This is a genomic window from Pedobacter sp. KLB.chiD, assembly GCF_047040275.1.
GTDB lineage: Bacteria > Bacteroidota > Bacteroidia > Sphingobacteriales > Sphingobacteriaceae > Pedobacter.
The window spans coordinates 4,422,849-4,447,338 of sequence record NZ_CP178207.1; the positions used below are offsets into that span (position 1 = coordinate 4,422,849).

General features: G+C 38.5%; 27 protein-coding genes. 9 read left to right on the forward strand and 18 right to left on the reverse strand.

The window, feature by feature from the left end:
* Positions 1-150 precede the first annotated feature (150 nt).
* The 4 genes from ACK1I8_RS18180 (at position 151) to def (ending at position 4,846) form a co-directional block, all read left to right on the forward strand.
* Positions 151-2,301 carry a S9 family peptidase gene (locus tag ACK1I8_RS18180; protein WP_412466709.1) on the forward strand — a complete coding sequence of 717 codons (2,151 nt, stop codon included), beginning with the start codon at positions 151-153 and terminating at the stop codon, positions 2,299-2,301.
* 129 nt (positions 2,302-2,430) lie between these two features.
* Positions 2,431-2,883 carry a hypothetical protein gene (locus tag ACK1I8_RS18185; protein WP_412466710.1) on the forward strand — a complete coding sequence of 151 codons (453 nt, stop codon included), beginning with the start codon at positions 2,431-2,433 and terminating at the stop codon, positions 2,881-2,883.
* Positions 2,884-2,909: 26 nt separating this feature from the next.
* On the forward strand, positions 2,910-4,142 hold the full coding sequence (locus tag ACK1I8_RS18190; protein ID WP_412466711.1) for a M16 family metallopeptidase: 1,233 nt from the start codon (positions 2,910-2,912) through the stop codon (positions 4,140-4,142).
* A 143-nt stretch (positions 4,143-4,285) separates the two neighbouring features.
* A complete protein-coding gene (gene def, locus ACK1I8_RS18195; protein WP_412466712.1) occupies positions 4,286-4,846 on the forward strand; it encodes a peptide deformylase in 561 nt (186 codons plus the stop codon).
* 381 nt (positions 4,847-5,227) lie between these two features.
* On the opposite strand, the gene ACK1I8_RS18200 is transcribed toward def, so the two are convergent.
* The 3 genes from ACK1I8_RS18200 to ACK1I8_RS18210 are packed head-to-tail and all read right to left on the reverse strand — an operon-like array spanning position 5,228 to position 7,273.
* A complete protein-coding gene (locus ACK1I8_RS18200; RefSeq protein ID WP_412466713.1) occupies positions 5,228-5,863 on the reverse strand; it encodes a hypothetical protein in 636 nt (211 codons plus the stop codon).
* 53 nt (positions 5,864-5,916) lie between these two features.
* Positions 5,917-6,162 carry a NifU family protein gene (locus tag ACK1I8_RS18205; protein ID WP_090497495.1) on the reverse strand — a complete coding sequence of 82 codons (246 nt, stop codon included), beginning with the start codon at positions 6,160-6,162 and terminating at the stop codon, positions 5,917-5,919.
* A gap of 34 nt (positions 6,163-6,196) precedes the next feature.
* Positions 6,197-7,273 (reverse strand): Mrp/NBP35 family ATP-binding protein, encoded by a 1,077-nt coding sequence (locus ACK1I8_RS18210; protein ID WP_412466714.1) that lies wholly within the window; start codon positions 7,271-7,273, stop codon positions 6,197-6,199.
* A gap of 131 nt (positions 7,274-7,404) precedes the next feature.
* Between ACK1I8_RS18210 and ACK1I8_RS18215 the strand changes: the two genes are divergently transcribed.
* From ACK1I8_RS18215 to ACK1I8_RS18225, 3 genes are all read left to right on the forward strand, one after another.
* Positions 7,405-9,570 (forward strand): transglycosylase domain-containing protein, encoded by a 2,166-nt coding sequence (locus ACK1I8_RS18215; protein WP_412466715.1) that lies wholly within the window; start codon positions 7,405-7,407, stop codon positions 9,568-9,570.
* Between the two features lie 150 nt (positions 9,571-9,720).
* Positions 9,721-10,263, forward strand: coding sequence for a hypoxanthine phosphoribosyltransferase (gene hpt, locus ACK1I8_RS18220; protein ID WP_412466716.1), 543 nt, complete (start codon positions 9,721-9,723; stop codon positions 10,261-10,263).
* Between the two features lie 55 nt (positions 10,264-10,318).
* Positions 10,319-10,978, forward strand: a complete 660-nt coding sequence (locus tag ACK1I8_RS18225; protein WP_412466717.1) for a phosphatidylserine decarboxylase family protein — start codon at positions 10,319-10,321, stop codon at positions 10,976-10,978.
* 340 nt (positions 10,979-11,318) lie between these two features.
* On the opposite strand, the gene ACK1I8_RS18230 is transcribed toward ACK1I8_RS18225, so the two are convergent.
* The 11 genes from ACK1I8_RS18230 to ACK1I8_RS18280 all read right to left on the reverse strand — a co-directional run bounded on the left by ACK1I8_RS18230 (position 11,319) and on the right by ACK1I8_RS18280 (position 19,142).
* Complete coding sequence (locus tag ACK1I8_RS18230; RefSeq protein WP_412466718.1) at positions 11,319-12,494, reverse strand: mechanosensitive ion channel family protein; 1,176 nt, start codon at positions 12,492-12,494, stop codon at positions 11,319-11,321.
* A 70-nt stretch (positions 12,495-12,564) separates the two neighbouring features.
* Entirely contained in the window at positions 12,565-12,912 is a 348-nt protein-coding gene (gene rplS, locus ACK1I8_RS18235; protein ID WP_412466719.1) for a 50S ribosomal protein L19, read from the reverse strand.
* Between the two features lie 356 nt (positions 12,913-13,268).
* Positions 13,269-13,727, reverse strand: coding sequence for a hypothetical protein (locus tag ACK1I8_RS18240; protein ID WP_412466720.1), 459 nt, complete (start codon positions 13,725-13,727; stop codon positions 13,269-13,271).
* Between the two features lie 247 nt (positions 13,728-13,974).
* Entirely contained in the window at positions 13,975-14,433 is a 459-nt protein-coding gene (locus tag ACK1I8_RS18245; RefSeq protein WP_412466721.1) for a hypothetical protein, read from the reverse strand.
* Positions 14,378-14,746: a hypothetical protein gene (locus ACK1I8_RS18250; protein WP_412466722.1), complete on the reverse strand. Its 369-nt coding sequence runs from the start codon at positions 14,744-14,746 to the stop codon at positions 14,378-14,380. The genes ACK1I8_RS18245 and ACK1I8_RS18250 overlap by 56 nt, the downstream gene beginning before the upstream one ends.
* Before the next feature lie 41 nt (positions 14,747-14,787).
* Complete coding sequence (locus ACK1I8_RS18255) at positions 14,788-16,092, reverse strand: hypothetical protein (RefSeq protein ID WP_412466723.1); 1,305 nt, start codon at positions 16,090-16,092, stop codon at positions 14,788-14,790.
* 56 nt (positions 16,093-16,148) lie between these two features.
* Positions 16,149-16,823, reverse strand: coding sequence for a tRNA (guanosine(37)-N1)-methyltransferase TrmD (gene trmD / locus ACK1I8_RS18260; protein WP_412466724.1), 675 nt, complete (start codon positions 16,821-16,823; stop codon positions 16,149-16,151).
* A 336-nt stretch (positions 16,824-17,159) separates the two neighbouring features.
* Positions 17,160-17,414, reverse strand: coding sequence for a hypothetical protein (locus ACK1I8_RS18265; protein ID WP_412466725.1), 255 nt, complete (start codon positions 17,412-17,414; stop codon positions 17,160-17,162).
* A gap of 30 nt (positions 17,415-17,444) precedes the next feature.
* On the reverse strand, positions 17,445-17,873 hold the full coding sequence (locus ACK1I8_RS18270) for a hypothetical protein (protein WP_412466726.1): 429 nt from the start codon (positions 17,871-17,873) through the stop codon (positions 17,445-17,447).
* Between the two features lie 76 nt (positions 17,874-17,949).
* Positions 17,950-18,477: a ribosome maturation factor RimM gene (gene rimM, locus ACK1I8_RS18275; RefSeq protein WP_412466727.1), complete on the reverse strand. Its 528-nt coding sequence runs from the start codon at positions 18,475-18,477 to the stop codon at positions 17,950-17,952.
* 119 nt (positions 18,478-18,596) lie between these two features.
* Positions 18,597-19,142, reverse strand: coding sequence for a 30S ribosomal protein S16 (locus tag ACK1I8_RS18280; RefSeq protein WP_293786556.1), 546 nt, complete (start codon positions 19,140-19,142; stop codon positions 18,597-18,599).
* Between the two features lie 143 nt (positions 19,143-19,285).
* Here ACK1I8_RS18280 and ACK1I8_RS18285 point away from each other — a divergent pair, with 143 nt between their 5' ends.
* Together ACK1I8_RS18285 and ACK1I8_RS18290 are read left to right on the forward strand one after the other, a co-directional pair.
* Positions 19,286-19,807 carry a 5' nucleotidase, NT5C type gene (locus tag ACK1I8_RS18285; RefSeq protein WP_412466728.1) on the forward strand — a complete coding sequence of 174 codons (522 nt, stop codon included), beginning with the start codon at positions 19,286-19,288 and terminating at the stop codon, positions 19,805-19,807.
* Between the two features lie 196 nt (positions 19,808-20,003).
* On the forward strand, positions 20,004-20,327 hold the full coding sequence (locus ACK1I8_RS18290) for a heavy metal-binding domain-containing protein (RefSeq protein WP_090497467.1): 324 nt from the start codon (positions 20,004-20,006) through the stop codon (positions 20,325-20,327).
* 81 nt (positions 20,328-20,408) lie between these two features.
* Here ACK1I8_RS18290 and pfkA read toward each other — a convergent pair whose 3' ends face one another.
* The 4 genes from pfkA to ACK1I8_RS18310 form a co-directional block, all read right to left on the reverse strand.
* Complete coding sequence (gene pfkA, locus ACK1I8_RS18295; protein ID WP_412466729.1) at positions 20,409-21,392, reverse strand: 6-phosphofructokinase; 984 nt, start codon at positions 21,390-21,392, stop codon at positions 20,409-20,411.
* Positions 21,393-21,396: 4 nt separating this feature from the next.
* Entirely contained in the window at positions 21,397-23,079 is a 1,683-nt protein-coding gene (locus tag ACK1I8_RS18300; protein ID WP_412466730.1) for a protein-disulfide reductase DsbD family protein, read from the reverse strand.
* A gap of 137 nt (positions 23,080-23,216) precedes the next feature.
* Positions 23,217-23,666 (reverse strand): protein-disulfide reductase DsbD domain-containing protein, encoded by a 450-nt coding sequence (locus tag ACK1I8_RS18305; protein WP_412466731.1) that lies wholly within the window; start codon positions 23,664-23,666, stop codon positions 23,217-23,219.
* A gap of 7 nt (positions 23,667-23,673) precedes the next feature.
* Positions 23,674-24,450, reverse strand: coding sequence for a biotin--[acetyl-CoA-carboxylase] ligase (locus tag ACK1I8_RS18310; RefSeq protein WP_412466732.1), 777 nt, complete (start codon positions 24,448-24,450; stop codon positions 23,674-23,676).
* Positions 24,451-24,490: the final 40 nt, after the last annotated feature.

Sequence of the window (24,490 nt, forward strand, 5' to 3'; positions counted from 1 at the left end):
AACTTATGAGTCCGAAGTCTGATGACCAAGGTGAGAAGTCCATGCGACTAACATAGTTAAACGATTAACCGGTTAACCACTAATAAACTAATGACTATTGAACTCATAAACTATTTCATTAAATTGCAATTGATCCTAAATCAAACCACTATGAAACGTATCTTACCCAGCCTGATATTGCTTAGTGCAATTACGGCCTGTAACCATCCTGAAAAGAAAGAAATGAAAGCAATAAAATGGCCTGATGTCAAAGCTCCGGTAGCAGAAATTATTCCACATAAAAGAGTAATACATGGCGATACCGTAGTAGATAACTACTATTGGATGATCGATTATTTCAAAAAAGGTCCCGACAGCACTAAAGTCGTGAATTACCTGAAAGCAGAAAATGCTTATCTGGATACCATGATGAAAAGCACCGAAAAGTTTCAGGCCGACCTGTTTAAGGAAATGAAAGGCCGGATTAAAGAAAAAGACGAATCCGTTCCGGTTTTTAAAAATGGGTACTATTATTACTCCCGTACAGAAGATGGGCAGCAATATTTTAAATATTGCCGTAAAAAAGGAAGTTTATCGGCTCCCGAAGAAATTTTGCTGGATGTAGATCAACTGGCCAAAGGCCATTCTTATTACAGCGCAACCGGATTTAGTGTGAGTCCCGATAATAAACTTTTAGCTTTTGGGGTCGATCAGGTTTCGCGCAGACAGTACACTATTAACGTTAAGAATTTAGAAACCGGAGAAATTTTAAAAGATGCCATCACCAATACAGAAGGTGGCGTGGCTTGGGCCAATGATAATAGAACATTCTTTTATACCTCAAAAAACCCGGTTACACTGTTGAGTGAAAAAATTAAAAAACACGTTCTCGGCACTGATGCCAAAAAGGATGTAGTGGTTTACGATGAGAAAGATAACACCAACTATATCGGGGTAGGCAAATCAAAAAATGGCAGATACATCTTCATCGCTTCACAGGGAACTTTAACTGCTGAATATAAAATGATTGATGCCGACCATCCTGAAAGTGCCTTTAAGGTTTTTGCAGCCCGCTCAAAAGATGTACTATATGATGTCATGCCGGTTGACGATAAGTTTCTGATCTTAACCAACTGGAATGCTAAAAATTTCCGTCTAATGGAATGTCCGCTCGATAAAACCGAAAAAGAAAACTGGAAAGAAGTAATCCCACACCGTACAGATGTTTTATTGGAAAGTGTTGAAGAATTCAAAGATTATACCGTTTTATCAGAACGTAAAAACGGATTAACTGAGTTGCGTGTACTAAAAAAAGACAAAAGTGATTATTATATCAAATTTGACGAACCCGTGTATGATGCCGGTGTTGGCTCGAACCCTGAATACAATAGCACTACCTTGCGTTATAACTATACTTCATTAACTACACCCAATTCGGTTTACGATTATAACCTCATCAAGAAAGATCAGAAACTCATGAAACAACAGGAGGTTTTGCGCGGCTATAATCCGAAAGATTATGTTACTGAACGTGTTTTTGCAACCGCTAAAGACGGCACCAAAGTGCCTATTGCACTGGTTTACAAAAAGGGCTTTGAAAAGAATGGCGAATCGCCATTGTTACTTTATGGTTATGGTTCTTATGGTTCAAACTCGGATGTTTATTTCTCTTCACCGCGTTTAAGCCTGTTGGATCGGGGCTTTGTTTTTGCCATTGCCAATATCCGGGGCGGACAGGAAATGGGCCGACAATGGTACGAAGATGGAAAACTGATGAAGAAGAAAAATACCTTTACTGATTTTATTGCAGCAGGCGAGTATTTGATTGAACAAAAATACACCTCAAAAGGCCATTTATATGGCCATGGTGGCAGTGCCGGCGGCTTACTAATGGGTGCTGTAGCCAATATGGCGCCCAATTTATGGAATGGCCTGATCGCTGATGTTCCTTTTGTTGATGTGGTTAATACCATGTTGGATGAAAGCATTCCGCTTACCACAAACGAATTTGATGAATGGGGCAATCCGAAACAAAAAGCAGCTTACGACTATATGAAAAGCTATTCTCCTTATGAAAATATCGAGAAAAAAGCTTACCCCAATATGTTAGTTACTACAGGCTTACACGATAGTCAGGTACAATATTTCGAGCCGGCAAAATGGGTAGCTAAATTAAGAGCGACCAAAACCGACAAGCATGTGCTGCTACTTAAAACCAACATGGAATTTGGCCATGGTGGTGCATCGGGCCGTTTTGACTATTTAAAAGATGTGGCATTACGCTGGGCATTTTTGTTCTCTTTGGAAGGGATAACGAAATAATTACCATAAATCCGTCATTGCGAGGAGGCTTTTTCAGCCGACGAAGCAATCTTTATCGCGAGGACCGTTAGCATGAAGATTGCTTCGTCCTTCCGAATCTTCTTAAGTATAAATTATATAAACCCCAAAATGAACACCAAACTAAAAACACTCCAGACCGTCCATCTGGCACTTTGCTCGGGCGTATTACTTTTTGCATTGGTAACAATATTTCTGAACCGCGAAATCATGTTTTTTGATGCCAATCCTAAAACTACTGCACCTTTTAACCCGATATTTCCGGTTATGGGATTAATCACCCTCTCTGCAAGTATCTTGTTTTACCGAAATTTAATTGCTAAAATCGATAAAACGGCCTCTGACGATGTCAAAATCAATATGCATCAAAGCGCATTCATCATTAGCGCAGCTTTACTGGAAGGCGGGGCACTCTTCAATATTATTGGCTTTTTTATGACACGTAATTCATTCTTTCTGATATTTGGGGCAGCCAATTTTATATTTTTGGTGTTTAAAAGGCCAACTAAAGATAAATTGATTTCTACTTTACAATTGCAACATCCAGATTCGGGGTCTTTATAAGCAATTAGCCTTATCTTTGCCCCTCAATGGAATACAATGTTCACACTTTGCCAAACGGCATTCGCTTATTGCACGTACCTGCCGCCTCGGCCATATCTCACGCATGCATCATCGTTAATACAGGATCGCGAGACGAGCCCGAAGGCAAAGCGGGTTTAGCACATTTTATTGAGCATTTAATTTTCAAGCGTACCGAAAAACGGAACACAAACCAGATTCTGAATCGCTTGGAAAGCGTTGGGGCAGATTTAAATGCTTATACCACTAAAGAATATACCTGCGTACATGCCTCTTTTTTAAATCCTTATTTAGATCGAACTTTAGATCTTTTTAATGATATTGTCTTCCATTCTACTTTTCCTGAAGAGGAAATGGATAAAGAGAAAAGTGTCATTCTGGATGAAATTTCTTCTTATCTTGATCAACCAGAAGAAGCGATTAATGACGATTTTGAAGATATGCTTTTTGCGGGCCATGCCTTAGGCAATAATATTCTAGGCACAGCCGAATCCGTTCAACACTTTACCAGAGAAGATGTAATCAACTTCAGAAAGGCCAATTACCGTACCAACGAAATTGTGGTGGCTGTTTTAGGTAACTATACTTTAAATCATGTCGTAAAAACAGGAAGCAGATATTTTATCGATGTTGAAGAGAATAACCCAAATAGATTGAGGGTTAAATCCACTATACACCCCCCAGGCAATACTACTATTTACAAACCAATTATGCAGGCACACTGTATTTTGGGTACACAAGCATATTCCACACATCAATCGCAAAAAGTGCCCTTAATGCTGTTGAATAATTACTTTGGTGGCAATGGAATGAGTTCCGTATTAAATCTGCAGATCAGGGAGAAATACGGTATTGCTTACACCATCGAATCCAATTTTTCACCTTTGAGTGACACTGGTATCTTTTCTATTTATTTTGGAACAGATAAAGAAAAACAGGCTAAAGCACTATCTTTAATTTTCAGGGAAATCAAAAAGCTTAGAGATCGTCCACTAAATGATTTCCAGCTTCAAAAAGCCAAAAACAAATTTATCGGACAAATTGCTTTGGGAGAAGAAAACAGGATCGGTTTAATCATTTCAATGGCAAAAAGCCTGATTGATCATGATAAAATAGATTCGTTAGCGACTGTTTTTGAGAAAATTAATGCGGTTACAACGAAGCAAATGATAGAAGTTAACAATGAGATTTTAGCTATTGATCAACTGAATATCTTTACTTTCTGCCCAATAGCGGAATAATTGTTATTTTTGTAGATCAAATCTTGCGGTTTGTCTTCCTCAACTTGTTGAAGGAATTAATGATGGGTCTTCGACAGGCTCAGACTGACACCATATTATAATAATTAATGAGCTCAGATTCACTTCTGAGAAAATACAATACCATGAAATTACCAATAGTAGCTTACGGCGATCCGGTTTTAAAAAAGGTTTGCAGCGATATCGATAAAGATTATCCGGAATTAGAAAAATTAATCAGCGATATGTTCGACACCATGTATTATGCTAATGGTGTGGGCCTTGCTGCGCCACAGATCGGCTTACCGATCCGTTTGTTTATTGTAGATACCGGTGAAGATGAAGACGGAAATCCTGGCTATAAAAAAGTATTTATCAATGCCGAAATTTTGGAAGAAACAGGCGAAGCCTGGAGCTTTAACGAAGGCTGTTTAAGTATCCCTGATATCCGCGAAAACATCATGCGTAAACCCAATGTCAAAATTACCTATTTCGACGAAAACTGGGTAGAGCATACCGATGATGTTGATGGAATGCCTGCACGAGTGATCCAGCACGAATACGATCATATTGAAGGGAAACTGTTTACCGATAAAGTAAGTGTTTTGCGCAAAACCATGCTTAAAAGTAAACTGGATGCCATCTCGAAAGGAAATATCAAAACAGATTACAAAATGAAATTTCCGAACAAGAGCAAGAAAAGATAAGTTTGGATGGAAGATAAAAGAGGGAAAATGGGAGCGTTTTCCCTTTTTTTGTCCCTGCTTTCCCTTATTAATTTCTTTGCATTCGTCATCCCTGAACTTGTTTGAGGATCTTTTTAGATATGATTACATATGTAAAAATCCGTCATTGTGAGAAGGCTTTTTCAGCCGGCAATGAGGAATACTGGAGGATCTGTCAATGATAACGAAACGCAATAAGTTAAGAACCCTAAAAGCTACACATAAGCTAAATATAATCCACAACATCCTCACCATAAACTTGTTAAGAGTCTTTCTTGTTAAATAAACCGATCTGTTTCAGCCGGAAGATAGTATAAATAATCCTTATGCATAGACCAAGGACTCCAGACTTAGGACTCTTGACTAGTTCGTCCTGCTCTTATCGCCATCAAATATCTGCTGCATCAGCTTGCCCCAGGCGAAAGGATTAAGCAATGGATTAGTTTGCACCATGTTCTTATTGATCATCCTGTCAAAATTATAGCGGTAATTCTGGCTACCGATTTCCTGTCCGTCGCGTGGCAACGTTTGGATCAAACCATCAATTGATGAACGCGAAAGGTTCTTTTTGGCAATGGCCATATCATCATCAGCCAGTTTCATCGATAAAAACTCCCGGGTAAATTCTTCAGTGGTTGCCCAGGGGAAAACACGCACCGAAGGTAAATCGATCACATTGGCTTTCAATTTAACCATGATGGTGTATTTGCTATCGGGTGTACTTTGTGGTATTACAGTAGAGAATTTTTTGTAACCAATGGCAGTAAATAGGATGGTATCGCCAGGGTTAACAATAAAAGTAAAGTAGCCTCTGTAATCGGCACCAACCCTTTTACTTTTCGCAGAAAGATTGGTAATGGTAACATATGGTATAACGTTTGAACTGTCGATATCGGTAATAATCCCGGAAAATTGGATCAGTTTATCCTGGGCCGGCTTTTGTTGTGCAGAAGCGGTTACAGAAAAAATAAGGCAAATCAGGATAACACAATATCTCATTAATACAAAAGTAATTTTATTAATAAAACTTCCTTGTTAAATAGTGTTAAAGCTTATTCTTGTTCGGCCATGTTAACAGCAACCACGGAGGTAATCTGAGGAACAGCTTTCATAATGGCCTGTTCGATACCAGATTTCATCGTCATAAAGCTCATCGGGCAGGAACCGCAATTGCCCAAAAGCTTAAGCTTTACCGTTCCTTCGGCTGTAATCTCTTCAACAGAAACATCACCTCCATCAGCCTTTAAATACGGCCTGATAGTTTCCAATGCCTGTTCTACTTCTTCTGTTAAATTCATTATATATATTTTAATTTATAAAAATAGTAATTTTTTAGCAATTCACCATTTGTGCATTATTAATGGATATCTGCTGGGCAATTTTGCTGGCAATATCTCCAAATACAACATCCAATAGTGGGTTTTGATTTAATGCTACGGGTTTTCCTTTGTCACCAGCTTCGGCAATACTTTGGATAATTGGAATCTCTCCCAAAAACGGCACATCAAAACGTGATGCAAGTTCGGTACCGCCACCTTTTCCAAAGATATAGTATTTATTGTCTGGCAATTCGGCAGGCGTAAAATACGACATGTTTTCTATAACGCCTAAAATCGGGATATTAATTCCAGGCATTCTGAACATCGCCAAACCCTTATGTGTATCAGCCAGTGCAACCTGTTGCGGTGTAGTAACCACAACCGCACCTGAAATTGGAAAACTTTGCGTAATGGTAATATGAATATCGCCCGTTCCCGGTGGAAGATCTACAATCAGGTAATCCAGTTCTCCCCAGCTGGTATCGTTAAACAATTGTTTTACGGCATTCGATGCCATCGGCCCACGCCAGGGTACGGGTTGGCCGGGATCTGCAAAAAAACCTAAAGACAATAATTTAATGCCATACTTTTCAATTGGTAAAATTTTTGTCTTTCCATCAGCTGTTTCTTCAGCACCTGGTTTCGCATCAACCAGATCAAACATGGTTGGTACCGATGGACCGTAAATATCAGCATCAATAAGGCCAACTTTGGCACCATCTTTAGCCAGTACAACCGCCAGATTGCTCGCTACGGTAGATTTTCCAACTCCTCCTTTTCCGGATGAAACCAAAATAATGTTTTTGATGTTATCTAACGATGATGAATTGCTGGGCTGAGTAACCCTCGACGTTACATTGATCATTACCTCTGCTGTGGCCGACACAAAATGCCTGATGGCATTTGTACAGGCATTTTTCAGCATTTCCTTCATCGGACATGCCGGGGTGGTAAGCTCTAATGTAAAATTGACCTGGTTATCTGTTATCTGTAAATCTTTAATCATGTTTAAAGTCACCAGGTCTTTCTTAAGATCGGGATCTTCAACATTTTTAAGCGCATCTAAAACTTGTTGCGGGCTAATCTGCATGGTATTAATTTAAATTCAAAATTAATAAAACATAGCCACAAATACTTTTATTTAGGCTTTTTAACTGTAATTTTAACACGAAATAAACATTTAATTGTTACGTTTAAGCAATTAACCATTTTAACGACTATATGCAAATACCAAAAATTAAGATCCCCAAAAAATATTTAAAAATCGGTGCCTGGTTTTTCGGTGTATTTTTTGTCGTTTGTATTGCTTTTGGAGCCGTAGCCTATAGCAAAAGGGAAGCGCTTCTTAAAAAAATGGTAGCCAAAGCAATCGCTAAGGCAGATAAAGATTACAATTTGGAAGTTAAAATCGGATCGGCGGATTTTGCCGGGCTCAGCACCGTTAAAATGACCAATATTTCTGTCGTTCCCAAGGAACGCGATACCCTTTCAAACATTAATGAACTCAGTGTTAGTGTTAAACTTTTTCCTTTGATATTTGGTAATGTAAAACTTTCGGAAATAAAACTTAAAGAAGGTTATGTAAGTGTCGTGCTAAAAGATTCGACCACTAATATCGATTTTATCTTAAAACGGAAGAAAAAAGACAGCATTCAGCCCAATCAAAAAGCAAACTTATCCGAAATCGCCAGCAACATTTTAAATCAGGTATTATATAAAATTCCTGATGATATGGATGTGAAGAATATGGTTTTTAAACTAAATGATCATGATACGGCCAAACTGAGCTTTGCAACCACTGCCACAATTGATGGAGGAGATCTGAAATCAACCATCGATGTAAACAATAACGAATCTACCTGGCATGTTAACGGTTATGTTGATCCGGGGAGTAAAAAGTTAAACTTTTTGGCCTATGCTGACGGAAAAAAGCTCGAATTGCCTTACCTCAACAATAAATTACACGCCAGGCTTAGTTTCGATACCTTGCAAACCGAATTAAAAAATGCCAAATACAGTGGCGATGATTATAAGATATCCGGCTCCTGGTCGGTTAAAAATATGCTGATCAATCAGCCCCGTATTGCATCAAACGATATTATCGTACAAAGCGCAAAACTGGATGCTGATATTTTAGTTGGCCAGAATTATATTGCCTTGGACAGCACCTCTACGGCCTATTTAAAAAATGCAGAGATCCACCCATTTGTTAAATATACTTTAGGAAAAAATAAAATATACGAACTAAAGCTCAATGCCGAAGAACAGGACGCACAGGCCGTTTTAGATGCATTTCCACAAGGCTTGTTTGAATCGCTGGAAGGATTAAAAGTACAAGGCAAGGTTAAATACAGCCTTAATTTTTATCTGGATACCAAGGTGCCCGATAGTGTACGCTTCAACTCCACACTCACACCGGTCAATTTCAAAATTTTACAGTGGGGCAAAACCAACCTGCAAAAAATCAACAATACTTTTATCTATACCCCCTATGAATACGGCAAACCGATGCGTGATATTACTATTGGCCCATCGAATCCGAATTTTACACCTTTATCGGCCATTTCAAAGAATTTTATCAATGCGGTTTTAACGGCAGAAGATCCTTCTTTTTTTACGCACAATGGGTTTGTAGAAGAATCGATCCGCAAATCTATTGCTGTAAATTTTAAGGAAAAGAAATTTAAGCGCGGTGGCAGTACCATCAGCATGCAATTAGTTAAAAATGTGTATTTAAGCCGCCAGAAAACTTTGGCCCGTAAAGCCGAAGAAATTTTGATTGTTTGGCTAATCGAGCATAATCACCTCATCAGTAAACAGCGGATGTTGGAGGTATACTTCAACATTATGGAACTGGGACAAAACATTTACGGAATAGGAGAGGCTTCAAGATACTATTTTGGAAAACAACCCGCAGATTTAACCATTGGCGAAGGACTATTTCTCGCCAGTATTGTACCTAAACCAAAAGCCTCCATGTATAAATTTATGGCTGATGGCAGCCTGAAACCTTACATGTTCAATTATTTCAGGTTTATGGGTAATATTATGGCCAGAAAAGGTTTAACTCCTAGCGATACCTCAGGATATGGCTTTTATAATGTTCGCCTCCGGGAAGGGTTGCGTCGTTATTTAGCTCCAGACACTGCTATGGTTGATACCTCTGCGTTTGACGATGATGGAGATGGATTACCGGTTGTAATTGTACAGGACAAAAACAAAAGCTTCTTCGAACGTCTTTTCGGTGGCAGTTCTAAAAAAGATACCACCACCAATAAGCAGATGACCACCCCAGCCGATACTACCAAAACCAAAAAACAGCTGAGGCAGGAGCGAAGAGAAGAACGGAGACGCCAGAAGGAACTGGAAAAGAACCAGGAACAGTAGTTTTGAGTTGAGCATTGGGAGACTGAAGTTGGGTAACAGGTTTTCAGTTAACGGTTGTCAATTAGAAAAACAACCCAACAATAAGCAATCATCAACCACAACCTTACCACCTTCCAACATTAAAACCTTTTCAAACAATAACAAAGCAGCATGCACAAAATAAAAGTAGAGGATAAAGAGTTCGAAATTTTTTTAGAAAATGATACCTTAAACAAAAGGATCCGTTTGCTGGGTATTCAATTGAATGTAGATTATGAGGATAAATGCCCTTTATTTATAGGTGTGCTAAACGGTAGCTTCCTGTTTATGGCTGATCTGATCAAAGAGATTCATGTACCTTGCGAAGTTGCTTTTATGCGTGTAGCTTCTTACGAGGGAACGGCGAGTTCGGGAAATGTAAAAGAACTGATTGGCTTGCCAGACAATCTGGAAGGTCGAGATATCATTATTGTGGAAGATATTGTTGATACAGGTTTAACGCTAACGCATATTTTAAAAACGATCAAAGAAAAAAATCCGGCTTCAGTTAAAGTAGCTTCTCTTTTACTCAAACCCAGTGCTTTAAAACATGAGATTAAAGCATTAGAATATGTTGGCTTCGAAATACCTAATGAATTTGTGGTCGGTTATGGCCTGGATTATAATGGTCTTGGCAGAAACCTAACTGATATTTACAGAGCAACAGGCGCATAATTTTTAGATTGGATTAATTTATTTTTCGCACCTTTGCCCAATAATTTCTACAACAATGACCATACATAAAGAAGGCTACACCACTATTGCCTTAAGCATCTTGTTTATCTTCGTAATCAATGCCATAGTCGATTATAAATACCATGACATTACCTGGTTGCGCTGGTTCATCTATATCTTTTCGGCGGCATTATTCATTATTGTACTGCAGTTTTTCCGCAACCCGAGCCGCAGTTTTTCTTCAGGAGATGACCTGGTGATCTGTCCGGCAGACGGTAAAGTTGTGGTCATCGAAGAAACCGAAGAAGGTGAATATTTTAAAGATAAACGTTTACAGGTTTCGATTTTCATGTCGCCCGTTAATGTACACATCAACCGTAACCCTATTTCGGGCGTAGTGAAATTCTTCAAATACCATCCGGGAAAATACCTTGCCGCCTGGAATCCAAAATCTTCTACCGAAAATGAGCGTACGACCACCGTTGTTGAACATAAAAACGGTACGCCTGTATTATTCCGTCAAATTGCAGGTGCTTTGGCCCGCAGGATTGTATGGTACGTCAAAGAAGGCGATCAGGTGGTACAAACCGAACAGTTTGGTTTCATCAAATTTGGCTCGAGAGTAGATGTATTTCTTCCGGTAGGCACCAAAGTTAACGTAGAACTTAACCAGGTTGTAAAAGGCGGGATCACCACATTGGCAACTTTAAGTTAAGCATATAATATCTTAGCAAAGCCGGTTTAGTTAATGCTAAACCGGCTTTTTTGTTATTATCATTTGATTAACACGGCGTTCTGTGAGAACAAAGACCAAGGGCAACCCAAAGGGATTTTGAAACACTAAAGAATCCACCCAAACCTGATAGCAACGGAGAGCCGGGATTCCGATTTTTCATCGTTAAAGGACTTGTAATGGATAGCAGGTATAAACTTTATTTATTCTCGCAGGCTTTGCTTTCCTAAAAGCAACTTTTTCTCTTATCCATTGTACTTTCTGTATGATAATTTATTTAATTTACGCAGCGGTTTATGGAAATACAAACCAACAGGATCAACTAATCTGTAGCATCATTACCTACTTCTTCCTTAACGCCAGAAGCCGATGGCTTGTCGCTAATTAAGCGCTGTGTCGGATAAGCAAAGTCCGATTTATTCCGAACCACGATATCCATAATTTCCAGGTTAATTTCCTGCCTGATTTTGAGGAATTCGGTATAATTAAGCACGGTTACAAAATAGTTGATTTCTACATTCAGGCTTGAATCGCCAAAGCTTTTAAAGGAAGCATTTCCATCGTCACTGGTCCCTTCATGGTTGTTGATATAATCCTGAATTTCGGAAATGATTTTTCTTAGTGAATCTGAGCTCGTTTCATAGGTAAGTCCGATTACAAATGATACCTTACGTGAATTTCGCAAGGAAAGATTTTCCAAAACCCCGTCAATCATCCCTCTATTAGGTAGCGTAGCCATGGTCTTCTCAGAAGTTCTGATCCTTGTACTCCTAAAACCAACCTTTTCTACAGTGCCTTCTACGCCGTCAACCTTTACCAGATCGCCAACCACAAACGGCTTATCCAAAAAGATGGTAAATGAACCTATTAAGTTCTCTAAGCTCTCTTTCGCAGCCAATGCAATGGCAATACCACCAATGCCCAATCCTGTGATCAGTGTTAACACATTAACTTCGAAAACAAAACCCAACAGGGTGAAAAAGCCGATAAAAATTACAGTTGTTTTAAGTAATTCTTTTAAAAAAGGAACCAATTGATCGTCTGCCTTATTCTCCGTAAGCGATGCCTTAAATAACAAAACGTGTGTTATGAAATCAATTATCCTCAGAATAATCCAAAAAAATGAAAGGATGATCCCAAACAAAAATATTCGGTCTATACAGTCGCCAATCGTAACCGGTATAGATTCTTTAACCTTTCCAATTAACTTGCTGTAATGGAATACAGTCGCTTCTAAAGGGTGTTTTAATTGGTTGATCGAGAGGTAAAGTGTGGATAACAGAATAAAAACTTCAATGGGCTTTACCAGCAGGGCCACAAAAGCATCATCATGTGATTGGTTTGAAAAGTTCCTGAAAAGCTTAAAAAGCAACTTGCTTAACAGCTTAGACACGATGTTTTTGAAAACCAGGCCAAAAAGAAGTATTCCTCCGAAAAGGAAATAAGCCTTTATGGTATTGCCCCAAAAAATCTGATCGAAAAAAGCAGCGTTTAACATTTCACAAAGGTATAAACAAAAAAACCTCCACGAAATTAATCGTGAAGGCTATATCTTATAATCAAGAATATTATTTTCTCAAAGATTTGATACGAGCAGCTTTACCGGTTAAAGCACGTAAATAGAACAATTTCGCTCTACGAACTTTACCATAGCTATTCACTTCAACTTTCTCGATGTTTGGAGAATTGAATGGGAAGATACGCTCTACACCAACGCCATTGCTCATTTTACGAACAGTAAAAGTTTCGTTAGCACCTGCACTGTTACGTTGTATTACAACACCTTGGTAAATCTGAACACGTTCTTTGTTACCTTCGCGAATTTTATAGTGTACGCTCACTGTATCTCCTGATTTGAAAGAAGGAAATTCTTTTTTAGCGAATACCTGCTCTTCTACAAATTTTACTAAATCCATTGTTATAAGCTATTTAAGCGATATTTCAACCCGTGAAATTCGGATTGCAATATTAGGCATTATTTTTCAATTTAAAAAACAGAATTTATTTTTTTCCACATTTATTTCGCAATTCACATTCATTAGGCTTAAATGCTTCACCCCAAAGGTAATAGATGTAATTGTCAATATGAAAATAGACGATTAAAACCGCTCTTTGGTTAATTATCTTTCTTACGGGCAAACCACCGCCCTACTGTAATCTTCATCGGTGAAAGTGTAGGTAAATTTGTTCATCTTATGATCTATCTTTTCGCTCCTATAGTTCTTGCTATTAAAATAAAGATGTTTGTTTCTATATTTTAATAGCATAGTTTTTATTGACAAGCTACAGCCCTGTCATAGTCTTGTTCCGTGAATGTGTAAGTAAATTTGTATTTTCTTGAGTTCATACGAATCGAACTATAATTTTCCAGATTAAAAACTGATTTTTCACTTTGAGAGGTCATATTCAGGCATCTGGTATTGTCAAATTCGATAATCACTTGGCTAGAAAAAAAAGGGCTTATATATGACTGTTCCGTAACGATTTTATCCGAGCCGTCCTGTTCTCTAAGTAAGCTATAAGTTGAGCCTTTGTCTATTTTAAAGGAGATGTCTGGAGATCTACTTTCGATAACTTTAATTGAATACTGCGTTTTATTAATGAACTCATATTGCGCATATTGAACGTAGTCCACGCTTCTTTTACCACAATTCACATTTACAGCGGTTAAATAAAAGCTAATTCCAAGCAGCAAAAAGCGCATCCAGATTTTGTTCTGTGTTGTTTTCATCGATTATAACTCAAATCGTAATATTCGGCTTATATTTTGACAGGCAGTAGTCCCTTTCTATAAAAAGCTTTAGATGGGTCAACAGATGGTAACACCTGCCATTTTTCGAAGTTGAATATTAAACATCTAGTGGTATATGCTAGTTCTATAGATGTTATTTTTGTTAGGAATTAACCCATTGTCTGCTTAACTCTAAAGTTATACCCTTGCTCAAGATGCTTGTTACTATATTTTAATAGCATAGTTTTTATTGACAAGCTACAGCCCTGTCATAGTCTTCTTCCGTAAAAGTGTAGGTGAATTTGTAATAACCATCATTAATTTTCTCTACGGTGTAGCTGTTGATATTGATCAGGCTATGTTGGCTTGTTCTGGTAGAAATCAAGCATTTTGTTCCTATTCTGTTAAAAATTTCGTCTCTTTTTTCTCCAGTCAAATATAATGGTAAGGGGTCATTATAAACTTCGGGAGATATGGTTTTTGGTCCAACATCAGATTGTTTGATTGTAAATCTTTCACTCGGTAAGATGGTAAAATTTTTTAAAGGATATTCGACTTTTACTTCTTTGCTACTTGCATTGACATAATGAAATTCTGCAAACTGAGCATAATCGGTTTTTTTTTTACATGAAAATCCTAAAGCTAGGATACTAAAAGCCCCAAGCATTGAAAAGCGCATCCAAATGCTGTTTTGTATTGTTTTCATAATTGTCTTTTAAGTTGTTTTTCCAATCCGTACCATTCGATGCTCCATTTAAAGCGTCTTGTATTTGTATCATTGAGTATCCGCTTACAAGATCTCTGCTGTCCGAAAATCCATTGTTGTCAAAACTGCCATTAGCATCTACTAAATCAATCACTACATTTGTATACTTAGGTAGATATACACTTCCTCCTGGATAATTAGGATATTCCATCTTTGTCAAAAACCATTGCGATCCTCTCGCCCAAGATTCCGCCATCATATTTGTTGCCAAATCATTGTTGTTGTAATGGCTGTGATCTATTTTCCAATGCACAGCATGTGCTAGTTCATGTATCGTTGTAGCATATATGTCATCTATTCTTCTGTTAGGGTTGTAGATATGTATCGCTTCGCCGATTCCAAATAGACGTCTGATAGGGCATGATTTCCATTATCCTCCGCATTATTCTCATTATAAGCACCCAATTTCATTTGCGTATTCCAGAACCCATTTTCAGGAGGTCTGTTTAATCCTTGTATATCTTTATAGTAATAGTGGTACGCAGCCCTGAAAATGGTACTACAAAACTTGTCGTAATCCTCAAATTGTACATTCCAGGCGTCTTCGATCTTCGGCCCACCAACTTCACGAGGGCCGCCACCGTGGTCATTTACAGAAAATTCATATCTTTCAAAGTCGAGCCAGTAATTCGCGGGGCGTGTGAACCAACCATCAACAGCATAGTAACCGTTCCCATCGGTAAAGCCATTGTAAGTGGTAAACCACCTTCTTGCCCTTACTCTTATGCCCTCCACGCCAATTATTTGATTTTTTACTTCATCGTAAACTGTTATTCGGCCATGCGGGCGCCAGTCATCACCGTTGCGATAAGGGTCGCCAGAACCTCCGCCACTTCCACCGCCAGTGCTACCTCCGCCCTCAGTACAGTCTTCTGGGGGAGCTAATTGCGTCAATTTGTTATAGCCATTGCTGTTTTTGCCAAGATTCTCAACCTGCTGTGGCTCCACTGGTGATGGCCCATCACACATCGACTCCTGTGTCAGCATGCGTGCATTTAATGTATACAGCTGGTTGCCGTCCTGGAGCTTAACTGTATTCGTTGCCTTTCTTTCATCAGGTAAATACAGTTCCTCAAGTTTTTCCAAAGGAATTTTAGGCAAAACTTTGTCGACCTCAACAGCGGCGTACTGGTAGGTCGGCTGCCCTGTCGGAACAGCAGGATCACGGTAGTTTCCTTTATAGGGATTGACTTCGGCATCAAGCGGAAAAGGGTAGATGGTAATGGTACTATCTGATTTTAATACCGCTAATTGAGCTTCGTTCAGTGGTTTAAACTTGATGTAGTAATGCGTGGCCGCCATCGTGTTTTCCACCACCTCTTTACTTTCCGCCGAACTCAACCTTTGGTGCGGATTTCCGTTCATGCCGGCAGCTACGCCATTTCTCGACGTTTTATAGTCTAAAACATACTTGTTCTGACTTTCTAACATGCGCCTCGCGGCTTTCTTCATGTTCTTTAAAGCGTAAGGATTATACCTGACATTTGCGTCGATTGGTGTGAGGTTCGTTTTTTGATCAAATTCCTGAGCAGGATTTTCTTTTCTACAGCTACATAAAACTGTGAAGACACAAGCGGTCAAGAGGAGCGTTTTATTCATGAGAGATTAGATTTTGGTAATAACCAAATCTAGTAATTTATTTGTTACAAACAAAATTATTTCAAAAGATCAGGCCTTCTGCTTTGTGTACGTTCCAAAGCTTTTTCGTGGCGCCATTCTGCGATTTTAGCTTCATGTCCACTGAGTAAGATATCGGGAACTTTATGTCCTCTCCACTCTGCCGGACGGGTATATACCGGAGCATCTAATAACTCACCTTGAAAACTATCGGAGAGTGCTGAGGTTTCGTCGTTCAAAACGCCTGGAATTAAGCGGGTAATCGCATCTACCAAAACCGCCGCAGGAAGTTCTCCGCCACTTAGCACATAATCGCCAATGGAAATTTCCCTTGTAACGTAAATGTCCCTGATCCGTTGGTCAATTCCCTTATAGTGACCACATAAAATGATTATATTTCCCTTGATCGACAATTCATTGGCCAAAGTCTGGTTAAGGGTAGTGCCGTCAGGACTCATGAAAATCACTTCATCGTAGGGTCGCTCCTGCTGTAATTTTTCGATGCAGTTGGCGAAAGGCTCAATACTCATCACCATGCCACTGCCACCGCCATATTGATAGTCATCTACACTTTTTTGCTTGTTAGTGGCATAATCTCTCAGGTTATGCACAACAATTTCGGCTATGCCCTTTTTTTGTGCACGATGCAAAATAGAATGGGCAAAAGGGCTTTCCAGTAAAGCGGGTAAAACGGTAATAATATCGAAACGCATATGGCAAAGGTAAGGCTTTTGACTGTCAAATTTAAAGATCAGACTTCGATCAAATACCTTTGTATTTCTCTTGGCAAACGAACCAACTAATAGTTAGTCCTACATTTACACTAACTAAGGCAAATATTTATCCTTTTTTAATTTTATCTACTTTCCGCCACAATTCCTGCCACTGGTAAGTTTCTTTTCCCTCAACTTGTTTTACACCTCCCATTAAACCAAGGTACCTATTACCGTCAGGCCCATCAAAAAACTTAAATTTTAAACTGGAAACAGTATTATTTAATGGCGCACTGATAGAATAATTAACACTTTCTTTGATAAAACTCTCATTTTCTACTTCAATTTAGCGGTTTGCCACACCACTGTACCTTGTTCAGTTACTTTTAACTGGAGACAGTTGCCCATTTTATCAAATACCTTAAGGGTTGATAAAAATGGCATTGATGGAGCATCCGCCTGGCGGGGTGGCGTTACAAATTCCCATGCACCAACAAAATCAGCCAACGTTGCTTTCTCCTGGGCGATAATACCATTTGAGCTTAAGAAAAAAAGAACAAAAATAAGAAGAGATTTAAGGGTTTTCATCATATTGGTTTTAAAATTTTTAAATATAATAAACTACAATGTGTTCACTTTTACCATATTCTCTTCCCACCTAAGTGTATCCGAACCCGATTTACCATACACCACTCCGGAGAGCTTTACACTTTTAAGATCTTTTCCAAAAACATAATGATTGATATACTGGCGATCTTTCAACGCATACTTTCGGTTAGGCAATTCGTACGTAATATCAAGTAAATAAGCATCATCCCCAATAACTTTATAATTACCGCTATGCGTAATCACCTGGTTATCGCCGTCTTTATGACTATTGTAAAAATGGCCATCTTCGGTATAGGTAATGAAAGATGCTGGATCTTTCACATTTTGCCAAATCCCAACTAAACGTTGGTTGGCTTTTAAAGATAATCTTTGTGTAGTACAGGCTTGAAATGAAGCCGCCATTAAAAGTAGCGCAATAGCTTTAGATCGTTTCTTAAACATAAAAGAATTAATTAGATACAGCCAATATAAAGATTTAGATGTACATCACGTTAATTATTTTATGATACCGGGCAATTTATTTTTCCAGATACACATCCAGCAAACCTTCAGGCAAACTGAGGGTGAGTATCTTTTCATCCTCATCGTATTCTACTATAAAATCTTCATTTAACGGAAACAGGACTTCCGTTTCTTTGTACATCACAGTAGCCACAAATTGTTGTGGATATTCATTAACCTCCAGGATTTCGCCCAATTCGCCCAAAGTCTCATCTATGGCTAGATACCCTTTGAAATCGGTATAAAAAATTTCTCCTTCTTCGCGTTCGGGCATTTGCGAAAGGGGCAGGTACAATTTCTTTTTTAATAGTGGCTGTACTTTATCGATATGATCCGCATCATCAAAGTTAAAGTAGCCGGTTTTATTAGACTGTAGCTTTGCAGAAGCTACAAAATAGGGAACCAGTTTGCCATTCATATCAGCAAATACCACATCAAATTCAAGTTCTTCATATTCGTCAAATTCAAAAAATACCTGAACTTCTCCTTTTAAACCCCTCGTTTTGGTTACATAACCTATATAAAATGCTTCTTCGTGTTTCATACTTACCCTAAATCCCCTGAAAGGGATTTAATAATACCCCCCTTTAGGGGCAGGGGGTATCAATAAAAATAGCGTTCCGGAGATCGGAACGCTATTTTATCAGACAAAATAATTAAAAACTATTCTGCGCCTTCTTCTTTAGGAGCTTCTTCAGTTGCTTCAGCCTCAACAGCCGGAGCTTCTTCTTCAACAACTTCCTCTGCAACTGGTGCATTTTTAGCTGCGATAGCTGCTGCTCTATCTTCTTTCTTTTTAGCTTCTGCTGCTAACGCTGCTTTACGCGCATCTGCTTTAGAATTAGCTAAGCCTTCTGCTTTACCAGAAATTTTACCTGCTTTAGCATCTAACCAAGCTGCAAATTTTTCATCTGCCTGTTCTTGGGTTAAAGCGCCTTTTTTAACACCACCTTCTAAGTGTTTTTTGTATAAAACACCTTTGTAGGAAAGGATAGCACGAGCAGTATCAGTTGGTTGTGCACCACTGTTAACCCAGGCCAAAGTTTTTTCGAAGTTAATTTCGATGGTAGCAGGATTGGTATTTGGGTTGTAAGAACCTAAACGCTCAATAAATTTACCATCACGTGGAGAGCGAGAATCTGCTACCACAACGTGGAAAAAAGGTTTTCCTTTTTTACCAAATCTTTGCAATCTGATTTTAGTTGCCATTTTCTTTTGTATTTATGTATTCAACATAGTTCCCGGAGCTGCATGCTGCGGGGCTGCAAAGATAACTAAAATACTGGAAATTAAAAACATAGTTTAATTTCTTTGTTTTCAGGATATTTACCCCTAAATATTTGCTGATACAAATGAAAAAAATAGCGATTGATATGGACGAGGTGATCGCCGATGCCGTTGGGAAATTTATTAAACTTTATAACCGGGATTTTAACGTGCCTTTAGACTTGAAAATTGATGCTGGAAATGAAATCTATCACCATGTTCCACAAGATGTAAATCAAAAATGGTTCGAATATATTAATGAGCCTGGTTTTTTTCGCGATCTTGACGTTATTGCGGATAGCCAACGGGTAATTAAGGCCTTACAGCAGAAATACGATGTTTATATTGTTTCTGCAGCAATGGAGTTCCGTAATTCATTGGTTGATAAATACGATTGGCTGGCCGAGCATTTCCCTTTTATTGATTGGCAACACATCATGTTCTGCGGAAATAAAATTGTGAATGCTGATATTATCATAGATGACCGCATTAAAAACTTTATAAATTTTAGTGGCAGGCCATTATTATACACCTCTCCCCATAATTTGCTGGTTACAGAATATGAACGCGTAAATAACTGGGAAGAGGTAGCGGGTTTGTTGCTGTAACTGCTGAAAAAACTGTCTGTAATGTCCCTGATACTAATTTATCATGCTAACCTAATGATTAGCCGTTTAGGACAACGACCACTTTACTTGAATAGGCTGGCAAAGGCCAGTTGCTAAAGCATATTTTTTTACTGCTGCATTTAGGAAAAATGTAACATTTTTTAAAAAATTTGCTCTAATGATAAAAACTGAAACGATGTTAGTAACCACAACGCCTACAGTTGAGGGCAGAAAAATTATAAAATATATTGGTTTGGTAACCGGAGAAACCATTATAGGCGCAAATATCTTTAAAGATTTATTTGCAGGAATAACAGATATAGTAGGAGGCAGATCAAGTTCTTACGAACGTGTTTTAAGAGAAGGGAAAGATACCGCTGTTAATGAAATGCAGCAATACGCTGCCGCACTTGGCGCAAATGCCATTGTTGGTGTTGACTTAGATTACGAAACCGTAGGTAGTGGCGGAAGCATGCTCATGGTAAGCGCAAATGGTACTGCGGTGATTTTAGCAGACTAAGAAATTTGCTTATTGCGAAAACTAAGCAAAAAAAGAAAGTCTTTCCGGTGCGGGAAAGACTTTTCTTTTATACGTTTCCGTTTAAAACGAAAGGATGTCGATTAATTTTAGCCATTTAGAACTTACTTTCTCTGCATTAATATGCTTAATTGCATGGTCGAAAGGAGTAAAAACGATTTCCCGGTTAATCTGACCCACCATTACACCACTTTCGCCCTGAATCAAACCTTCTACCGCAACTACGCCCAAGCGGCTGGCCAGCACACGATCCATACAGGTTGGCTTGCCCCCGCGTTGAATATGCCCCAAAACCGAAACCTTAGTATCATAGTGAGGATATTTTTCCTGCAAAATTTCGCCAACCTTAAATGCACCTCCGGTATCGTCACCTTCAGCAACAATAATGATTTTCGACGCTTTATCTTTACGGCTATGTTCTAACTTGTGCAAAATATCATCCGCGTTCATGTTCGCTTCGGGGATCATGATGGCTTCGGCGCCAACGCCAATACCGCTTCTTAAAGCAATTAAGCCAGAGTCGCGGCCCATTACCTCTACAATAAATAACCTGTCATGTGATTCTGCGGTATCCCTGATCCTGTCTACCGCATCAACAACCGTATTTATGGCAGAGTCATATCCGATGGTAAAGTCGGTACCCACTAAATCATTATCTATGGTACCAGGTAAGCCCACAATCGGAAAATTAAATTCTTTAGAAAAAACATTGGCTCCGGTAAATGTTCCATCTCCACCAATTACCACCAGGGCATCGATTCCATTGGCTTTTAGGTTCTCATAAGCTTTTTGCCTGCCTTCTATTGTTCTGAATGCTTCGCTACGGGCTGTTTTTAAAATAGTTCCGCCTCGCTGAATAATATTGGCCACTGACTTACGGTCCATCCGGATAAAATCATTGTTGATCAACCCTTCATATCCACGGAGATATCCGGTTACTTCAATATCATAATAAATAGAGCCCCTAACTACAGCTCTAATTGCGGCGTTCATGCCTGGCGAATCTCCACCAGAGGTTAAAACGCCAATATTCTTAATCTTATTCATTTGTTTATTTCTTGGCAAATCCTGATAATCCATTATCCAGATATTGCAAATATTTATCTATGTCAAATTCTACCCCAATAGGAGGTGTAACTAATTCTTTTTCATCAGTACCCAAAAGTACATAATATGGTTGCGAAATGGTATTAAATTTCTCCGCCTGCAAATGTTTGAATTTTTTACCAACGGTATTCACTTTTGTGCCTAAAATTTTAGACTCAAACTGTTCTGCTTCTGGCAAACTGGTTTTATCATCTGTATAAAGCGACACCACAACATAATCTTCTTTTAATTTCTTCAGCACTCTTGGATCAGACCAAACCCTTGCTTCCATTTCGCGGCAATTTACGCAACCATGTCCGGTGAAATCGAGAAATAACGGTTTTTTTACTTCCTTAGCATAAGCCAAGGCCTCCTCATAATCAAAAAAACCATCAATATTGTGCGGAATGTGCAAGAAATCAGCATATTTACGTTTAGTGTGGCTGGTTGCTGCAGTCTGGTTAGATCCGCCGACATTGTCTTGTCCGATGACAAAATCCTGAGTAGAAAGCGGAGGAACCAGTGCACTTACTGCCTTTAAAGGGGCTCCCCACAAGCCTGGAATAAGATAAATAGCAAAAACAAAAGTCGCTGTTGCAATAAATAACCTGGGTACCGAAACATAAGGAAGGTCGCTATCATGAGAGAACTTAATCTTTCCTAATAAGTAAACACCCAAAATTAAGGCGAGTACGATCCATATAGCCAGGAATATCTCACGGTCTAATATGCCCCAGTGGTAGGCCAAATCAGCTGTTGAAAGGAATTTCAGAGATAAGCCCAATTCTAAAAACCCTAAAAAAACTTTAATCGAGTTTAACCAACCGCCTGATTTTGGCAGCCCTGTCATTAAACTGGGGAAAATAGCAAACATGGTAAAGATTAATGCCAGGGACAGCGAAAAACCGAACATCACGACAACAGGTGTAAGTAGATCTGTATTAATGGCCACTAAAGATGTACCAATTAAAGGCCCTGTGCAAGAAAAGGAAACAACCGCTAATGTTGCCGCCATAAAAAAGATTCCGCTTAAACCTTTGGCATCCGATTTTGCGTCAAGTTTGTTTACAAATGAGCTTGGCAGGGTAATTTCGAAAGCACCTAAAAATGATATGCCAAAAACAATTAATATAAGAAAGATGAAAATATTAAAAAAACCGTCGGTTGATATTTCATTTAATGCACTGGCGCCCCAGATCAAGGTGATAATCACACCTAATCCTACATAAATTACGATAATTGATAAACCATAAATAATGGCGCTCCTGATTCCTTTTGCCCTGCTTTCGGCCCTTTTGGTAAAAAAACCAACAGTAAGCGGAACCATAGGAAAAATACATGGAAGGAAAAAGGCAGCAATACCGGCTAAGAGGCCTAAACCAAAGGTTACCCAAAGCGATTGTTTTGGAACAACTTTACTAGCGACCGTAGCTTTTTCTATTTTAACCGTATCGTTTTTAAGGGTGTCTTTTTCAACTTTAGCCTGTTTATTGGCAGCACTATCTTGTGCCGAACCTACTTCGGTAAAAACGATATCGTCTGGAGGAGCTGTTGCTGTGGTATCTTGTGTTACCAGGGCGTAACTCTTAACGGCTGGCCATGCAAAAAACATTGCAGCCATTAATAACAATAATAAAACCTTTTTCATTTGTGTGTATTTTAAAACCGTGAAATTAAGAATAATTTAGAAACGATTTTTGTTTAAACTACATCACCTGGCAGATTTTACTTTAAAAAGAAACAGTCCCAAAAATTCGGGACTGTCTGTAAATATTTTGATGTCAATTATTTAACCGGGACACTAAATTCCACTTCTTCCGGCGGAAGGCATTGTTTATCATTGCAAACCATAAATTCTACCACACCTTTAACTACAGCTGTTGCCTTGCTCAGCTTAATTTTTTGCTGAAATATTACCGATTTTTCAAAGTAGCTTACATTCATTTTAAATGTACTTTCATATTTAACAATTGCTTTGGGTTCAATTGTTTTGCCCACCAGACTAAAATCTTTTGAAGGAGCAAAAGTAAAAGTGGTTTTTACTGGTCCTCCGTCTTTTACATTTTGAGAATAAATATGCCATTTATCATCAATGGTGGCCTTTAAATAAATTATAGCTTCAGTTTTACTAACTTTCTTTGCAGAATATGCCCAGGTTACCGGTTTTTCGATCTGAGCGAATGCACCAGCAATGGTAAAAAGTACCATTGAAAGTATCAGGGTGATTTTTTTCATTTGTGTTTTATTTTGTGTGTATAAATTCAATTTCTTTAAAGTTAAAAATTTTTAACCCATTTTTTGTATTAACTTTTAACCTGCCGTTATCTTCAACTCCCTCAATTGCTCCTTCAAAAATCTCTCCATTGTGTTTATATAACGCTGTAACCTGGTGATTATAGAGCTTGGTAAGGTAATCATTTTGTAAAATACTGTATTTTCCTGCCCTCAAAATTAAGTAGTATTTTTCCATAAACATGAATATTTTCTGCATAATATCCATTAATGGCACCTCTTTTTGTAAAATTTGAATGACGGAAGTAGCACGCCCACTAATGCTTTCGGGGAATTCTGATTGATTCACATTTAAGCCGACGCCAATTACCGATGACTTAAGAATACTGCCTGTCAGTGTATTTTCAATTAATATGCCACCCAATTTCTTATCATGGTAATAAATATCATTAGGCCATTTCACCATTATTCCTTCCGGCACAAAACAAGATAAAGTGTCGCTAACAGCCACACTAACGGCCATATTTAAAAAAAACTGCTTGTTAAGCGGCAAGAAAGAAGGTTTTAAATATATACTTGTGCTGATATTTTTCCCTTCTTGTGTTTGCCAGACACTTTCTTGCTGCCCTCTTCCGGCAAACTGATGGTCTGCCATAATTACAGTCCCTTCGGCTAATGGCTCGGATTTTGACACCAGATTTTTCAAAAAGTTATTAGTAGAATCAACTTCTTTTAATTTGATTAAATTTTGACCAACAAATAGTGTTGAAAAAGTGTTATTTTGCAAGTGTTGAATTTATAATATTGTAATTCCAAAATTAAAGCAT

Bases quoted from the DNA above. Each gene is read 5' to 3' on its own strand.
- ACK1I8_RS18180 (WP_412466709.1), top strand. From the start codon at position 151: ATGAAACGTATCTTACCCAGCCTGATATTGCTTAGTGCAATTACGGCC.
- ACK1I8_RS18185 (WP_412466710.1), top strand. From the start codon at position 2,431: ATGAACACCAAACTAAAAACACTCCAGACCGTCCATCTGGCACTTTGC.
- ACK1I8_RS18190 (WP_412466711.1), top strand. From the start codon at position 2,910: ATGGAATACAATGTTCACACTTTGCCAAACGGCATTCGCTTATTGCAC.
- def (WP_412466712.1), top strand. From the start codon at position 4,286: ATGAAATTACCAATAGTAGCTTACGGCGATCCGGTTTTAAAAAAGGTT.
- ACK1I8_RS18200 (WP_412466713.1), bottom strand. From the start codon at position 5,863: ATGAGATATTGTGTTATCCTGATTTGCCTTATTTTTTCTGTAACCGCT.
- ACK1I8_RS18205 (WP_090497495.1), bottom strand. From the start codon at position 6,162: ATGAATTTAACAGAAGAAGTAGAACAGGCATTGGAAACTATCAGGCCG.
- ACK1I8_RS18210 (WP_412466714.1), bottom strand. From the start codon at position 7,273: ATGCAGATTAGCCCGCAACAAGTTTTAGATGCGCTTAAAAATGTTGAA.
- ACK1I8_RS18215 (WP_412466715.1), top strand. From the start codon at position 7,405: ATGCAAATACCAAAAATTAAGATCCCCAAAAAATATTTAAAAATCGGT.
- hpt (WP_412466716.1), top strand. From the start codon at position 9,721: ATGCACAAAATAAAAGTAGAGGATAAAGAGTTCGAAATTTTTTTAGAA.
- ACK1I8_RS18225 (WP_412466717.1), top strand. From the start codon at position 10,319: ATGACCATACATAAAGAAGGCTACACCACTATTGCCTTAAGCATCTTG.
- ACK1I8_RS18230 (WP_412466718.1), bottom strand. From the start codon at position 12,494: ATGTTAAACGCTGCTTTTTTCGATCAGATTTTTTGGGGCAATACCATA.
- rplS (WP_412466719.1), bottom strand. From the start codon at position 12,912: ATGGATTTAGTAAAATTTGTAGAAGAGCAGGTATTCGCTAAAAAAGAA.
- ACK1I8_RS18240 (WP_412466720.1), bottom strand. From the start codon at position 13,727: ATGAAAACAACACAGAACAAAATCTGGATGCGCTTTTTGCTGCTTGGA.
- ACK1I8_RS18245 (WP_412466721.1), bottom strand. From the start codon at position 14,433: ATGAAAACAATACAAAACAGCATTTGGATGCGCTTTTCAATGCTTGGG.
- ACK1I8_RS18255 (WP_412466723.1), bottom strand. From the start codon at position 16,092: ATGAATAAAACGCTCCTCTTGACCGCTTGTGTCTTCACAGTTTTATGT.
- trmD (WP_412466724.1), bottom strand. From the start codon at position 16,823: ATGCGTTTCGATATTATTACCGTTTTACCCGCTTTACTGGAAAGCCCT.
- ACK1I8_RS18265 (WP_412466725.1), bottom strand. From the start codon at position 17,414: ATGATGAAAACCCTTAAATCTCTTCTTATTTTTGTTCTTTTTTTCTTA.
- ACK1I8_RS18270 (WP_412466726.1), bottom strand. From the start codon at position 17,873: ATGTTTAAGAAACGATCTAAAGCTATTGCGCTACTTTTAATGGCGGCT.
- rimM (WP_412466727.1), bottom strand. From the start codon at position 18,477: ATGAAACACGAAGAAGCATTTTATATAGGTTATGTAACCAAAACGAGG.
- ACK1I8_RS18280 (WP_293786556.1), bottom strand. From the start codon at position 19,142: ATGGCAACTAAAATCAGATTGCAAAGATTTGGTAAAAAAGGAAAACCT.
- ACK1I8_RS18285 (WP_412466728.1), top strand. From the start codon at position 19,286: ATGAAAAAAATAGCGATTGATATGGACGAGGTGATCGCCGATGCCGTT.
- ACK1I8_RS18290 (WP_090497467.1), top strand. From the start codon at position 20,004: ATGTTAGTAACCACAACGCCTACAGTTGAGGGCAGAAAAATTATAAAA.
- pfkA (WP_412466729.1), bottom strand. From the start codon at position 21,392: ATGAATAAGATTAAGAATATTGGCGTTTTAACCTCTGGTGGAGATTCG.
- ACK1I8_RS18300 (WP_412466730.1), bottom strand. From the start codon at position 23,079: ATGAAAAAGGTTTTATTATTGTTATTAATGGCTGCAATGTTTTTTGCA.
- ACK1I8_RS18305 (WP_412466731.1), bottom strand. From the start codon at position 23,666: ATGAAAAAAATCACCCTGATACTTTCAATGGTACTTTTTACCATTGCT.